Genomic DNA, 14,793 nt, shown 5'->3' with positions numbered 1-14,793 from the left:
ATCGCCTTATGTCTACGGATACGGTGGTCACCCACTGATGCGTCCGGCCGGCCACGGGGAGCCGCGGTCCGGACCCGACCGAACGATCACGCAGCCAGCAGGCGTGCGGGGGGAATGAAACGTATGACGTCGACGCCGACCGGCGCACGGCCGCAGGACGACGATCCTTCCCGGACCACGCAGCTTCGGGTTCCCCCGCAGCTCAGGACCGGGGGCCACCGGTCGCGCCCCAAGAAGGCGCTGCCGAGGTACGACTACGAGCACTACAGCCGGCTGGCCGGCCCCCTGACCCAGCCGGACCCGTCGAAGCCGTACCGGGTGCAGTACCGCTCGCTGCTGTCGCAGGAGCAGCACCGCGTCCGGGCCGCCCTGCTCCTCGGTGCCGCACCGCTGGTCTCGCTGGGCCTGTTCGTCTGGCTGATGCAGCCGCAGCACTGGACCGAGCGGGACCCCAACCTCGACAACGAGCTGCTGCTCTGGCTCGACGTCGTCATGCTGGTGTCGATCGGCCTGATCGAGCTCTTCCGCACGATGAACGTCCTGTCGAACGCGCACGCGACCCTCGTCGCGCGTGACCCGATACCCGTCGTTCCGGAGTCGGGTACCCGCGTGGCCTTCCTCACCTCCTTCGTGCCGGGCAAGGAGCCCCTGGAGATGGTGACGAAGACGCTGGAGGCGGCCGTGCGGATCCGCCACCGCGGAGTGATGCACGTGTGGTTGCTCGACGAGGGCGACGACCCGGCCGTCAAGGAGGTCTGCGCCCGGCTCGGCGTCCACCACTTCTCCCGCAAGGGCATAGCCAAGTGGAACCAGGAGAAGGGCGCCCACCGGGCCAAGACCAAGCACGGCAACTACAACGCCTGGCTCGAGGCGCACGGCGGCGACTACGACTTCTTCGCCTCCGTCGACACCGACCACGTACCGCTGCCGAACTACCTGGAGCGGATGCTCGGTTACTTCCGCGACCCGGACGTCGGGTTTGTGATCGGCCCCCAGGTCTACGGCAACTACGACACCTTCGTCACCAAGGCGGCCGAGTCCCAGCAGTTCCTCTTCCACGCCCTGATCCAGCGCGCCGGCAACCGCTACGGCGCCCCCATGTTCGTCGGCACCTCCAACGCCGTGCGGATCAGTGCCATCAAGCAGATCGGCGGCCTGTACGACTCGATCACCGAGGACATGGCCACCGGCTTCGAGATGCACCGGGCCAAGAACCCGGCCACCGGCAACAAGTGGCGGTCCGTGTACACCCCGGACGTCCTGGCCGTCGGCGAGGGCCCGTCGGCCTGGACCGACTTCTTCACCCAGCAGCTGCGCTGGTCCCGCGGCACCTACGAGACGATCCTCAAGCAGTACTGGAAGGGCTTCGGCAGCCTGCCGGCCGGCAAGCTCTTCAACTACACCATGATGATCATCTTCTACCCGATGTCGGCCCTCAACTGGATTCTGGCGGCGCTCAGCTGCGCGCTGTTCCTGGGCATGGGGGCCTCGGGCGTGCAGATCGACCCGGCCGTCTGGATGATGCTGTACGGCAACGCCTCCGCCCTGCAGATCGGCCTCTACATCTGGAACCGCCGCCACAACGTCTCCCCCCACGAGCCGGAAGGCTCCGGCGGCCTGGCCGGCATGGTGATGTCCGCGCTCTCCGCACCGATCTACGCACGCTCCCTGATGGACGCCGCACTGCGCCGCAAGAGCAAGTTCGTGGTGACGCCCAAGGGCGACTCCTCCAGCCCGGACACCCTCTTCGGCACGTTCCGCATCCACCTCTTCTTCATCCTGATCTTCGGCGGCTCGCTCGCCTCCTCGTTCTGGTTCGGACACGACCACCCGGCGATGATCACCTGGGCCGGTCTGGCCCTGCTGATCACTGCGGCACCCATCTTCGCCTGGCGGTACGGCATCCGCGAGGAGCAGAAGAAGCGGCGGGGCCGGCGCCGTGCGAAGCCGGGGACGGACGGCGGGGCCTTGGAGGCCACGCCGCCGGCCGCTCACGAGCAGCAGTCGCACCCGTGGGCCCCTGCCGACCAGACCATGCAGATCGCCCTTGGGGGACGTAAGAAATGAGCGCACTTCCCGTCCGGCCGAACCACCGCAGGAACCGGGCCCGGCGGATCCTGATCGGCGCGGCGGTCGTGGCGGCGATCGCCGGGTTCAACGGACCCGCGATGTACCGGTACGGCTCGGAGCAGTACCACGAGTACAAGATCGACCGGCCCGAGTACAAGGCGGCCAACGGCCGCTGGGACCTCCTCGACGTCCCCGCCGAGTACAAGATCAACACGATCCACGCGGCCCTGCTGCACACCGGCAAGGTGCTGCTGATCGCGGGCTCCGGCAACAACCAGAAGAACTTCGACGCCAAGAAGTTCGAGTCGGTGCTGTGGGATCCGAAGACGAACGAGTTCACACATATAGACACGCCCAAGGACATGTTCTGCGCCGGGCACACCCAGCTGCCCGACGGCAAGCTGCTGGTCGCGGGCGGCACCAAGCGGTACGAGACGCTCGAGGGCGACGTCACCAAGGCCGGCGGCCTGATGATCGTCCACAACGAGGACCCCGACAAGCCGATCACCCTGCCCGCGGGCACCAGGTTCACCGGCAAGGAGAACGGCAAGACCTTCGTCTCCAAGGACCCGGTCCTCGTCGAGAAGGCGAAGAAGATCTTCGACAAGGAGACGGGCCGCTTTCTGCGGACCGAGGCCGGCCTCGGCCGGATCTACGTCGAGGCCGAGAAGTCCGGCAAGCGGTACGAGACCGGCACCGAGGACAACTACCGGGTGCACGGCCTCGAGGGCACGGACAACCGGAACGTCTACGGCATCGCACAGAAACTCGCCCTCGACAAGAAGGACTTCCAGGGCATCAAGGAGGCCTTCGAGTTCGACCCGGTCGCGGAGAAGTACATCACCGTCGACCCCATGAACGAGGCCCGCTGGTACCCCACCCTCACCACGCTCGAGGACGGCAGGGTGCTGTCGCTGTCCGGGCTGGACGAGATCGGCCAGATCGTCCCCGGGAAGGACGAGATCTACGACCCCGAGACCAAGAAGTGGGAGTACACCGGCTTCGAGCGGCGCTTCCCGACCTATCCCGCGATCTTCCTGATGGACAACGGGAAGCTCTTCTACTCCGGCTCCAACGCCGGCTACGGACCGGCGGACGTGGGCCGCGACCCCGGCGTCTGGGACCTGGACACCAACACGTTCACCAAGGTCCCCGGGCTGAGCGACCCGGACCTGATGGAGACCTCGGCGACCGTGATGCTGCCGCCCGCGCAGGACCAGCGGTTCATGGTCATCGGCGGCGGCGGGGTCGGCGAGTCCGAGAAGTCCAGTGAGAAGTCCCGGCTGGTCGACCTGAAGGACCCGAATCCGCGCTTCGAGGACGGCGCCTCACTCGACAAGGGCACGCGCTACCCGAGCGCCTCGCTGCTGCCCGACGACAGCGTGCTGGTCACCGGCGGCTCGGAGGACTACCGGGGCCGCAGCGCTTCCAACGTCCTGGAGGCGCGCACCTACGACCCGAAGACGGGGGAGTACACCAGGGTCGCCGACCCCCGGGTCGGCCGCAACTACCACTCGGGGTCCGTGCTGCTGCCCGACGGCCGTGTGATGATCTTCGGCTCGGACTCGCTCTTCGGCGACGCCGCCAACACCAAGCCCGGGGTCTTCGAGCAGCGGATCGAGATCTACACCCCGCCCTACCTCTACCGGGACGCGCGACCGGAGATCGGCGCCGGCCCCGAGAAGATCGAGCGCGGCGGTTCGGCGACGTTCAGGAGCCCGGACGCGGCGAAGCTGGCGTCGGCGAAGCTGATGCGGCCCAGCGCCGTGACGCATGTGACCGATGTCGACCAGCGCTCCATCGCGCTGGAGATGACGAAGACGGCGGACGGTTTCGAGGTCACCGTGCCGAAGAACCGGTCCCTGGTCCCGTCGGGCTGGTACATGCTGTTCGTGACGGACGACCAGGGCACTCCGTCTGAGGCGGTCTGGGTCGAGATCCCCTAGACCGGACACGGCGCGGACCGGACGGACGGCAGACGGACGACCGGACGGCAGACGGGGGGCCCGAGCCGGGAGCCCCCTGCGTGGCGGACGCGGCTGCCCGGTGGTGCGGGCCGGGCGCTGCGGGGCGGGCGCCCCGAACGAGGCCGAACCTGGCGTTCCGGTCCTGGCCTCCCGAACCTGGCGTTCCCGGCCTGGCCTCCCGAACCTGGCGTTCCGGGCCCGGCATTCCGGGCCGGATGTCGCGGACCAGGTCTCCGGAGCCGGGCGTCCCGAACGAGGCGTCCCGAACGAGGCGTCCGGGAGCGAGGAGGCGCCGTTCGGGGGCGTCGGCGCGGGGAAGCGCTACGCGGTGTTGCGGGCCAGTTCGAGCGCGTACTCCGGGTACCAGTCGCCCGCCTGGGGACCGCCCTTGCAGTCACCGTCGGACTCCCCCGGCCGCTTCACCCACAGATAGGCGTCGACGAGGGGGTCGCCGGTCTTCGTCGTGGGCTGCTCACCCAGGGCACGACCGGGCGGGTTGCACCAGTTCTCCTGGGGATCGCCGTCGGTGTACGGCCCGTTGCCGTTGCGGCTGGTGTCGATCACATAGGGCTTCCCACCGACCTTGGTCGAGAGCGCGTGGCCGAACTCCTTGCTGGCCTCGGTTGTCTGGAAGTTGGACACGTTGACCGCGAAGCCGTCGGCCGCCTCGATGCCTGCCCTGCGCAGCGGGCCGGGCAGGGAGTCGGGGTCCGCCCACCCCGCATTGCCCGCGTCCAGATAGACCGTGGCGGCCGGTAGCCGCTTCAGCCGCTCGATGGCGCCCTTCAGCAGGTCGTACCGCTCCTGGTGGTACTCCTGCGGGGTGCAGCCGTCGACCAGGTGCAGCACGGCGTCGGGTTCCAGCACGACCGTGGCCCGGCGGTCGCCGATGCCCGCGGCCACCTTGTCGACCCAGGCGCGGTAGGCGTCGCCGTCGGACGCGCCGCCCTTGGAGAACTGCCCGCAGTCCCGGTGCGGGATGTTGTAGAGCACCAGCAGTGCGGCCCGGCCGGCCTCGGCCGCCGCCTCCGTGTAGCGCTTCGCCTCGCCCTCGGGGTCCTCGGTGCCGATCCACTCGCCCACCGGCTGGGCCGCGATCTTCTTGATCAAATCAGCTTCGGCGCTCTCACCGCCGTCGAGGTACGAGGCCACCTGCTTCGCCGCGTTGCCCTCGGGGTTGACCCAGTACGGGGCCGTCGCCTCGGGCTGCCGGGACGCGGGCCTGTCCCCTTCGCCGTCCGCGGAGGAACACCCCGCGACCAGCAGCACGGCCCCCACCGCGGCCGCCGTCCCTCGGGCGCGCCCGACTCGACTGCCGTACATCCACTCCCCCTTGGTGCACCGTGTACGTGCCGGGCCGCCCCCCGGGTGCCCGCGCTGCCGGACCGGGCCCGGCCGCCCCATCCTGACACACGGCGTCCGCGCGCCACGAGGCAACGAGGCTTCCGCCTGAGGCCCTCAGGCCCTCAGACGCCTCGCGCGTCCGTGAGGTAGGCGGACACCACGACGTTCGCCGTGTACGAGCCGGTCTTCCCGTCGTAGGTACCGCCGCAGGTGATGAGTCGCAGCTCGGCCCGGCCCGGCCGGTGCACCCCGTACACCTTCCGGGCGTCGAACCGGTCCCGGCCGACGACCCGGACATCCTCGATCGTGAAGACGGCGACCGTGCCGTCGGTTCGGGTCACCCTGACCGTCTCGCCGGGCCGGGCCGCGCTCAGACCGTAGAAGACCGCGGGCTCGGTACTGGTGTCGACATGGCCGACGAGCAGCGCCGCGCCCGCGGCGCCGGGACGGGTGCCGGTACCGAACCAGCCGACGGTGTCCGGCGTCGCGAACGGCGGCGGTTCAACCGCCCCCGCCGCGTCCAGGCCACGGGCGACGACCGGGGCCGAGACACCGATCGAGGGGATTTCCACCCTGCTGGGCCCCACCGGTGCCAGCGGCTCACGGGCCGGCGGCAGCGGTACCCCGAGTGGCCGGCCCACCGCGGCCACGTCGCCCGTCGTGGGGGCCGAGGCACCCCCGGCGCCGTCGGCCGCCCCACGGCCCCAGAGCCACAGGCCCGTCAGCAGAATCGCCCAGGCCACTCCCGTAAGCAGCCGACCGCTGCCGGAGGACTTCTCCTCATCGGTGGACACGGCGGTCAGTCCCGGTCCGGGGAGCCGGCCCGGCGGCGACGGGCACTGCGGAAGGCGACGGCAACAGCCGCCGCTCCGGCCAGCAGCAGCCCGATCACGGTGTGCGGGGTGCCGGGCCCCTGGGTGTCGGCGGTCCCGGCCCCCTGCGAGGCCAGCCGGTCGGCAGCGCCGCCGCCCCCGGCGCTGACGGGCGCCACGGGGCTCACCGCAGGATCGGGGTCCTCCCCGTCCTCTCGGTCCTCCCCGTCCTCTCGGTCAGGGCCGTCCTCGTCATGGCCACCGTCGTGGTCACCGTCGTCGCCGCGGCCGTCGTGGTCACCGTCGTCACCGTCGTCGCCGCGCCCGTTTCCGGTGTCGTCACCATGACCGTCGTCGCCCCGCCCCTCGTGGTCGTCGCCGGAGCCGTCCCCTCGGTCCCGGCCGTCGCGGTCCCTGTTGCCGTCCTGGGACCCGTCGTCCTTCTTCCCGTCGCGCCCTTCACGCCCCCGCTCGGCATCCTCCTCCTCGCCCTGCCTTCCCTCGGGCTCGGAGCGCGAGAGCGGCGTGAGCGTGACGATCTGGAGCCGGTCCACGGCGGCGCTCTGACCGCCGTGGCTCAGCTCGCTCCCGGATTCCGCGCCGAAAGCCCGAACCCTGTCCGTCGGCTGGGAGTTCTCCTCCGCGAACGCGGTCCCGGGGACGGGGGCCAGGATCAGGAAGCCGGTAACCGTCCCTGCGACACGGAGAGCAATCATGACTGAACGCATGGTGAACCTCCTGGTGTAACGACATTCACGCGTTCCGCCCAGTTCCGCATCTCCGGCACACCCGTACGGGTCAGTCCGCCGGAAGCACCGGGACCGCGCAGTGGCCGCACACGCCGCGGGGAGACCCGCGCCGAAAGGACCGCCCGCATCGGATGCGCGGACAGGGCTCACCGCATAGTTCACCGCAGATTTCACCGCATAGCGGACATGTTCCCCCGCACCGGAATCGAACACGCGCCGAAGGTAGTGTCTAGGCCGAGCGCAAGCCGCCTCGTACAACTGCGTCCGGCAGGAGAAACACCCCATGGGAGAGCGCAAGCCGATCGAATCATGGCTCACCGACATGGACGGAGTGCTGATCCACGAGGGCATCCCGATCCCCGGCGCCGAGGAGTTCCTGAAGCGGCTGAAGGAGTCCGGGAAGCCCTTCCTGGTACTGACGAACAACTCGATCTACACCCCGCGCGACCTGCATGCGCGGCTGGCCCGGATGGGCCTCGACGTGCCGGCCGGGAACATCTGGACCTCGGCGCTTGCCACCGCACAGTTCCTCGACGACCAGCGGCCGAACGGCACCGCTTACGTGATCGGCGAGGCGGGCCTGACGACCGCTCTGCACGAGATCGGGTACGTCCTCACCGACACCGATCCCGACTTCGTCATCCTGGGCGAGACTCGGACATACTCCTTCGAGGCCATGACGAAGGCCGTACGGCTGATCAACGACGGCGCCCGGTTCATCGCGACGAATCCCGACGAGACGGGCCCCTCCGCCGAGGGTGCGCTCCCCGCCACGGGCGCCGTCGCGGCGCTGATCACCGCGGCCACCGGCAAGAAGCCGTACTTCGTCGGCAAGCCGAACCCACTGATGATGCGTGCCGGACTGAACGCCATCGGGGCCCACTCCGAGACATCGGCCATGATCGGTGACCGGATGGACACGGACGTGCTGGCCGGCCTGGAGGCGGGCATGCGGACGTTCCTCGTCATGACGGGAGTCACCCAGCCGCACGAGGTGGACAGATTCCCCTACGGCCCCTCGAAGATCGTGGACTCGATCGCCGACGTGATCGACCACATCTGACCGCGGCGAGCCGGGGGCGACGAAGGCGGCACCCTGCCGGCGCGCGGACCGAAGCGCACCGGAGGATCGGTCGGCGCCCGCCCCGGCGGCGCCCCCGGCCCGGCCCCGCCGGCTGGGCCGCCGGCCATCAGCCGCAGCGACCGCCCACGCCCCTGCAGATCAACAGACCCGGCCCGGGGCAGAGTCCCTGCCGTCGGCGACCGCGTCCGCACACGGCCTACTTGACCGCACAGGCGCCCATTCCGGCTGCCGCGTACTCCACGACGAGAGGGCTCGCCACTACGCACCGAGAGGTCGTACCGTCACCGCGCAGGAGCCCTGTGACGCGGGCGTACCCCGTCATCATCGCGGATACGTTGATGCTGTCGTCCTCGTCGTCCAGGGCATCTATCAGTTCCTTCACGCCCCCGCGGTGCAGGCGCACCACCTCCCGCGACGGAGCCGGCTCCAGCGGCAGCGGGTCGCGGTGCCGCGTGAGCTCCTCCACGACATGCCCCACCCTGGTGACGAACGCCGTTCCCAGGCTGGAGTCCGAGCTCTCCGCTTCCAGCGCGGGACCGTCCACCACCTTCGGCGCGCTGCCCCTGAGATGTCGAACCGATCCGTGCATGAGCAGACGGCAGTCGCCGTAGGCCGCGGAGTCCGCTCCGCTGCCTGCACGGTCCACGAACAGGACGAGGTCCTGGTGAGCGCCACCGAGTGTCACACAACGAAGTGGTGCTTCGAACTGCACCCATTGGCCAGGACGCAAGTCGGGTTGCGCATACCAGTCCGCCATCAGCTCGATATGCCTGGACACCTGGCGAAGGTGGCGTAGCTGCCCCTGCTCCGCGTTCACCGCCGGCGCGTCCATGTCGATGCCGCCCAGCGGCGTGGTCACGCGGAGAGCACCGGCACGCGGGACGCGCCGTGGCTCGGGTACGAATTGCCGCAGTTTGCTCTCCGACAGATAGACGATCTCGCGCACGGATCGCTCCCGTTCAGTCGACCTGGTCAAGTGACACGTCATACTGCCACCCTCACCGAAAATGGCCGAAAACTATCAATTCCTGATCAAATGAAGCCAGTTGCCCGACAGTCGTCCAAGTGGAACCGACAATGAGCGGGCGCGCACCACAGGCGGTGATGACCTCGGGGGATGTCATGGACGACGGACCGGACCTGGACTCGACACTTCAGCGACTCGGCGAGCGGATCGGAGGCGTGGAGGAGGGGCAGGGGCGCCACGAGGAGAAGCTGGACAGCTTCAGGGAAGGGCTCCACGGCGTGGAAGCGGACGTTGTGGGGCTCAGAGGCGAGGTCGGCTGTGTGCGACAGGAGATCGCAGGGCTGGAGAGCGCGGTCGCCACCACACGCCGGGTCCTTGACCTTTTCGTCGAGCAGTACGAACGCGACCGGGAGGTCTCCAAAGCCCAGGCGGAACTGTCCCGCCTGACCACCGAGTGGCATGCACACTTCGCTCAGCGCAAGCAGACCCGCGCCCTGGCCCGCGGCCTGGTGCACGTCCTCACCAGACAGGCCATCTACAGAAACGTGGTCAACACCGCCACCGTTCGAGCGTGCTCCGAAGAGCGGCTGCTCCTCGAACCGACGTACTGGCTCGCTCCTGCGACCATGGCCGTGGCGGCCAGATTCCGCGGCGAGGAGGAGCAGGGTGAACGGGCCCGGTCGCACGCCTGCGCCCTGGACGCCGCAAAGGCCAATCTCTTCTTCTCCCTGACCTGTTCCCGCCTCGGAGACGACACCGAGGCCGCCGCGTGGATGGACCTGTACCTCCAGTCGCTCAACCCCTACGCACTCGGACAGGACTTCCTGGTCGTCCTCGACGCGATCGCCGGCAAGGAACTGGGCGAGAAGGCGCTCGGCTACACCCGGCAGGTCGTGGCTCGTTGGAACCGAGGGGCCTCGTCCCTCTCAGCCGATCCGAACGAACCGCGCCTGGGCGGTGGCACGCGTCTGGAGTCCCGGCTGCTGAACCTCCGCAGCCGCCTTGCCGACAATCGGTACGCAGCACTCCGTGCCACATGCGGAGACCAGTGGGGAGCCCTCCGGGACTGCTGGGAGCTCTCGACCGTGCCCAACAGAACCCTGGCCCACCTCGAGTACGTGTTCCCCGGCGACGGCGATGGGGCGGACGGAGCCGACACACAGGTCGGCAGCGGGGGCCACGTGCAGAGCGCCCTCGAGCGCCTCATCGAACAACTGGATCCGGATGAAGCGGATATGCACGAGAGGATGCGACGCCTCGAGCGCATCATCGAGCACGGCGGAGACCTTGCGGCGGCCGACCGGGCTCACGAATCGTCAGCGGCCTCCGAGGCCGCCCCGGTCTCGCTCATGACGCTTCTCGACCAGGCCGTCTTCGAGCCCGAGGAGGTGCGGCTGGGCCCGTCGGCCCGCCGCATGGCCCTGCAGGCCATCTGGCCGGACCTGGAGGAGACCGCACAGCGTCTTGTCACCAACTCCAGATGTCGCCTTCCGCACAGCATCACCTTGAGCGTCGCCGGCTGGCACCGCGACGTCCCGAGTGACCCCCGGCTGATGGCGCAGCCCGGTCGGCTCACCGATGAACTCGGCACCTACATCGAGCGACAGACCCAGGACCGGTCGGACGCTGTGGTGCGCAGGTGGCCCCGCGTCATCGCGTCCCTGGCGACCGGTGCCTGCACCCTGGCGCTGGTGGTGCCGTTCAGCGACGGCGCGGCACGGTGGATCTTCGCTCTGCTCACCGCCGGCCTGTTCACCTGGGCGGGGTGGGAGTTCTGGAGCGTTCCGTTCCGGAGGAGGCGCGTACGTGACGAGGGAGACCGGTTGCGGCACGAGGCCGTCGCGACGATGGACCGGGCACTCCACCAGTGGAAGGACCTCCTTGACGAATGGCACGATGCGATGGAGGAGATGGATCTCCTCACCCGATGGGGAGACAACCGTAGACAGAGCTGATCGCCGCTGCGGGGGGAACCCCCGGGATCCGGCCTGGGAGCGGAGAGGCCAAGTGGACACCTCCAAGCTGATCGGCGGCCGCTTCAAGGTGAAGGACCGCCCGGTAAGCGGCGCCATGGGGGACGTCTGGCCGGCTGAGGACACAAAGCTCGGCCGCACCGTGGCCCTGAAGTTCCTCGCGCGACGACGCCTCCGCCGGCAGGGGGCCGCCACGGACTTCACCGACTGGACGGTGAAGAGGTTCGGGCAGGAGGGCGTTGCCATGGCGCGGGTCAGTCACGCCCACGTGGCGCAGATCTACGACACGGGTGAACACGAGGGCGAGCTCTACATCGTCATGGAGTACATCCGGGGCAGATCCCTCGCCGGCCACTTGCGGGAGGGGCCCACCCTGACGCTCGAACGCACCGTGCGATGGGCGAGGGAGATCTGCGAGGGCCTGGATGCCGCCCACTCACGCGAGGTGCTCCACCACGACATCAAGCCCGACAACATCATGATCACGAACGAGGGCGAGGTGAAGATAGTGGACTTCGGGCTCGCGTCCTTCGCGGATGTCGCCCAGTCCCACACGGGTGCGGGCACCGCGCTGTACAAGGCACCGGAGAGATGGGGCGGAAGCCCGGGCAGTGTGCGCAGCGATCTGTACTCCGTGGGCTGCGTTCTCTACGAGATGCTGACGGGCCGCCCGCCGTTCGGCAACCCGCAGGACGACCCCATGACGGTGGGGAGGATGCACCAGGACAACGCGCCGGCGCCGCCCAGCGCCCATCGTCCGGGCGTGCCGGGTCAACTCGACCGACTCGTACGGATTCTGCTGGCCAAGGACCCGGGAGACCGCCCGCGAAGCGCCGAGGCGGTGTCCGCGATGTTGAGCGACATCCAGCACTCCCTCGGTGCTGAGGACACGGCCACCCGGCGGGCACACGTCTCCGGCGGCGTGGACGGCAGTGCCGACCACTCGGAGCGCATCAGGGAACTGGATCGCCAGATCTTCGAACTGGAGGGCCGGTTCGGGCCGTATGACCACGCGGTGATCGACGCACGGATAGTTCATGCCGAGCTCACCGGCCGGTCGGGCGACACCCGCGGGGCCGCGGCCCTGTACAACCGCCTGGGCCGCGACTGCCAGGACCTGTTCGGACCGTATGATGCGCGGGCGCTCAACGCTTTCGAAGGTGTGGCCCGGTGGATCGCCAGGTCGGGAGCCGGGTAGCCGGACCGCCGCGACCTGGGGTCGTTCCCGGTTCCGGCCCCTCGCTCCCGGCCGATCACGCCCTCTCGTAACGCGGCCCCGGGGGACGGCCCGACCTCGATGCAGAGCAGTACGCGCGTTCGCACACCCCGCCGGCTATCTGACCCGGCGCCTCATCAGGAGCAGCACCACCGCTCCGGCGAGGAGCACACCGCCTGCGGTGGCGAGGCCCACCGAGTGCCAGGGGCGGGCGCCGGTCGCGGCGAGTTCGTGCGGGTTCCGCCAGGCGGTGCCGTCCTCGCCCGTCCTCTCACCGGGGACCGGGGGCCCGCTCGCCTCCGGCTCGCCGACGGGCGCCGAGGGCCGGCCGGTGGGTTCGGGGGCGAGTACGTCGAAGCGGTAGTCGTCGGACTCCCCCACCCAGTCCCCGTCCGCGCCGCGGCGCTGGACGACCGCGGCGTTGGCGACGACGGTGTCGGGGGCCGTGGCGCGGTCGGGGAAGGCCAGCCTGACCCGCACGGAGAAGGTGCCGCCTGCGGGCAGCGACAGGCCGGCGAACCCGCCCGAGCCCGCACCGAACGCCCCGACGGCCTCCCCCTGGTCCGTCTTCTCGATGGTGACGTGCCGCCAGGTCCGCGCGGCTCCGTCGAAGAACTCCAGCCGCACCATGTCCGGCTGGAGCGCCCTGGCCTGCCCGGCGAGCACGACCACGGGGTGGATGTCCAGACAGGGCTGCGCCGTGGTGTTCGACAGTTCGACGGAGAACTCACGGGCGTCGCCGCCGGCCCGGTACTCTCCGGGGCCCTGGACGATGCGGGTGACGATCGGGAACTCGGCCGCGCCGGGATCGCCGCAGACCGGCTGCTGCCCGCCGGGTGCCGCGCCGGGGGCGGCGGGCGATGCGGCGCCCGGCGGGGAGGGCTGCGACGCGGGGGGTGACGGGGCGGTGGGAGCAACGGCCGGGGCCGCGGGCACCGGCGCGAGGCGGTGGGGCGCGGCGGGGGCGGGCGCATCGGGCGGGGCGGACAGGCGCGGAGGCTGCCGGATGGGTGGGGCGGACCGCGGCGCGGCGGGCGGACCGCCGGCTGACGGCGGCGCCGGCCGGGAAGCGTCCGGGTGGGGTAGTACGGGCCGTTCGGGGGCTGAAGCCGGCGTCGGCGGCAGGGGCCCCGGGTTCTCCGCGGTCCGGGCGGGGGCCGGTCCCGCCAGGGCGACGGGGGCGAGGGCGGCCGTGACGGCTCCGGCGGCGAGGGTGGTGCGCAGACGCATGGGGAACCTCAGCAGATCGCGGGTGTGGGCGGCGTCGGCAGCGACGCTGCCACGCGGGGGCCCGCCGGTCGTGCACCGACGCCACCCTGCGACCTGAAAATCACACCATTAGGCCCGACTGGCGGAGCCCATCGCCTCCATGCGGCCGAACAGCGGGGCGAGGACGAGCTGCGCCGCCCCCTCGGCGACGGGGTACGCACCGCCCTGCGCCAGCGCGACGCGCACGGCGTCGTCGCCGACCACCGCGCCGACGCCCCGGACGAACGTGTCGGCGGCGGCGAGGACCGTGCGCCCGCCGAGCAGCACCTGCTCGACGTCGAGCAGCCGGACCAGATTGGCCGCGCCGGTACCGAGCACCCTGGCGGCTTCCCCGAGGTCACCGCGGGCGACGGCCGCGAGGCAGAGCGCCTCGATGCAGCCGCGGTTGCCGCAAGGGCAGACGGGGCCGTCGAGTTGCACGACCTGATGCCCGAACTCCCCCGCGCCGGTGCGCGGCCCCCGGTGCACCATCCCGCCGATCACCAGCCCGGCTCCCAGGCCGGTGCCGAGGTGGAGGTACGCGAACGCCCCGGGGGCGGACACGGCGGCTGCCGCGGGGACGAGGCCGGGGGCGGATACGGCGGCTGCCGCGGGGGCGGGCGCAGAAGCGGGCGCGGCGGGGAGTGGGGCGGGCACGGCCGCGGGGCCGCCGCCGCGCCGTCCGGGACCGGCACCGCCGCCGCCGGCGCGCCCGGCCGCTTCCGCCGCGCCGGGTCCCGTCCTGGGCAGCCCCCGCAGCGCGAGCCCCAGCGCCGCCGCGTTGGTGTCCTTGTCCAGGACGACCGGCATGCCGAGCCGCTCCGCCAGCGCGTCGCGCAGCGGGACGCCCGCCCAGTGGGGCGCCCCTGTCACCCGGCCCGGGATCCCGCTCCGGTGGTCCAGCGGCCCGGGCATGCCGACTCCGGCGCCGAGCACCCGCGCCGGTCCCCCCGCCAGCAGCGCCCGCACCTCGCCCGCCGCGGCGGAGATGACCTCCGGTACCGCGCCGGCCAGGTCCAGCCCCCGGGTGCGGGACGCGACGACCGTGCCGACGAGGTCGACCAGGACGGCCGTCAGCTCGTCGCGGTCAAGCTGGAGACCCACGGCGTGCGCGGCGCGGGGGACAAGTCGCAGGACCGTGCGGGGCTTGCCGCCGGTGGACGCGCGGCGGCCGGCCTCGGTCGCCATCCCGTCCTCCCGCAGCCTCCCGGTGATCTTGCTGACGGCCTGGGGCGTCAGTCCGGTGCGCTCGGCCAGCTCCAGCCTGCTGATCCCGTCATCGCCGGCCATCCTCAGCAGATCCAGCACCAGGGCCGTGTTGTGGCTGCGCAGCACGGGAAGGTTGGCACCAGCGTTGCTCCAC

Annotated in this window: 11 protein-coding genes; 5 read left to right on the top strand and 6 right to left on the bottom strand. The window is 70.9% G+C overall.

Annotated elements, in window-relative coordinates; translation table 11 throughout:
- Positions 1-123 precede the first annotated feature (123 nt).
- Positions 124-2,067, top strand: a complete 1,944-nt coding sequence (locus SCWH03_RS00660) for a glycosyltransferase family 2 protein (RefSeq protein WP_173260518.1) — start codon at positions 124-126, stop codon at positions 2,065-2,067.
- Positions 2,064-4,016: a radical copper oxidase GlxA gene (glxA, locus tag SCWH03_RS00655; protein WP_173260516.1), complete on the top strand. Its 1,953-nt coding sequence runs from the start codon at positions 2,064-2,066 to the stop codon at positions 4,014-4,016. The genes SCWH03_RS00660 and glxA overlap by 4 nt, the downstream gene beginning before the upstream one ends.
- Positions 4,017-4,358: 342 nt before the next feature.
- Here glxA and SCWH03_RS00650 read toward each other — a convergent pair whose 3' ends face one another.
- The 3 genes from SCWH03_RS00650 to SCWH03_RS00640 form a co-directional block, all read right to left on the bottom strand.
- Positions 4,359-5,360 carry a glycoside hydrolase family 6 protein gene (locus tag SCWH03_RS00650; RefSeq protein WP_173260514.1) on the bottom strand — a complete coding sequence of 334 codons (1,002 nt, stop codon included), beginning with the start codon at positions 5,358-5,360 and terminating at the stop codon, positions 4,359-4,361.
- A gap of 143 nt (positions 5,361-5,503) precedes the next feature.
- Complete coding sequence (locus SCWH03_RS00645; RefSeq protein ID WP_173260511.1) at positions 5,504-6,175, bottom strand: class F sortase; 672 nt, start codon at positions 6,173-6,175, stop codon at positions 5,504-5,506.
- Positions 6,176-6,180: 5 nt separating this feature from the next.
- The gene (locus SCWH03_RS00640) at positions 6,181-6,909 is read right to left on the bottom strand and encodes a hypothetical protein (protein ID WP_254076475.1); all 729 of its coding nucleotides are present in this window, start codon (positions 6,907-6,909) and stop codon (positions 6,181-6,183) included.
- A gap of 316 nt (positions 6,910-7,225) precedes the next feature.
- Here SCWH03_RS00640 and SCWH03_RS00635 point away from each other — a divergent pair, with 316 nt between their 5' ends.
- Positions 7,226-8,005, top strand: coding sequence for an HAD-IIA family hydrolase (locus SCWH03_RS00635; protein ID WP_173260507.1), 780 nt, complete (start codon positions 7,226-7,228; stop codon positions 8,003-8,005).
- Positions 8,006-8,222: 217 nt separating this feature from the next.
- Here SCWH03_RS00635 and SCWH03_RS00630 read toward each other — a convergent pair whose 3' ends face one another.
- Positions 8,223-9,002: an SAVMC3_10250 family protein gene (locus SCWH03_RS00630; protein ID WP_173260505.1), complete on the bottom strand. Its 780-nt coding sequence runs from the start codon at positions 9,000-9,002 to the stop codon at positions 8,223-8,225.
- Between the two features lie 89 nt (positions 9,003-9,091).
- Here SCWH03_RS00630 and SCWH03_RS00625 point away from each other — a divergent pair, with 89 nt between their 5' ends.
- Together SCWH03_RS00625 and SCWH03_RS00620 are read left to right on the top strand one after the other, a co-directional pair.
- The gene (locus SCWH03_RS00625; RefSeq protein WP_173260503.1) at positions 9,092-10,948 is read left to right on the top strand and encodes a hypothetical protein; all 1,857 of its coding nucleotides are present in this window, start codon (positions 9,092-9,094) and stop codon (positions 10,946-10,948) included.
- Positions 10,949-11,000: 52 nt separating this feature from the next.
- Positions 11,001-12,164, top strand: coding sequence for a serine/threonine-protein kinase (locus SCWH03_RS00620; protein WP_173260501.1), 1,164 nt, complete (start codon positions 11,001-11,003; stop codon positions 12,162-12,164).
- A 135-nt stretch (positions 12,165-12,299) separates the two neighbouring features.
- Here the strand turns inward: SCWH03_RS00620 and SCWH03_RS00615 are convergent, their stop codons facing one another.
- Both SCWH03_RS00615 and SCWH03_RS00610 read right to left on the bottom strand, forming a co-directional pair.
- On the bottom strand, positions 12,300-13,118 hold the full coding sequence (locus SCWH03_RS00615) for a hypothetical protein (protein WP_254076474.1): 819 nt from the start codon (positions 13,116-13,118) through the stop codon (positions 12,300-12,302).
- 402 nt (positions 13,119-13,520) lie between these two features.
- A complete protein-coding gene (locus SCWH03_RS00610; protein ID WP_254076515.1) occupies positions 13,521-14,765 on the bottom strand; it encodes an ROK family transcriptional regulator in 1,245 nt (414 codons plus the stop codon).
- Positions 14,766-14,793 lie beyond the last annotated feature (28 nt).

This window comes from Streptomyces pacificus, assembly GCF_011766325.1.
Classification (GTDB): Bacteria; Actinomycetota; Actinomycetes; order Streptomycetales; family Streptomycetaceae; genus Streptomyces; species Streptomyces pacificus.
The sequence above is the reverse complement of the archived record's forward strand: the minus strand, read 5'-3'. Positions and strand labels throughout refer to the sequence as shown.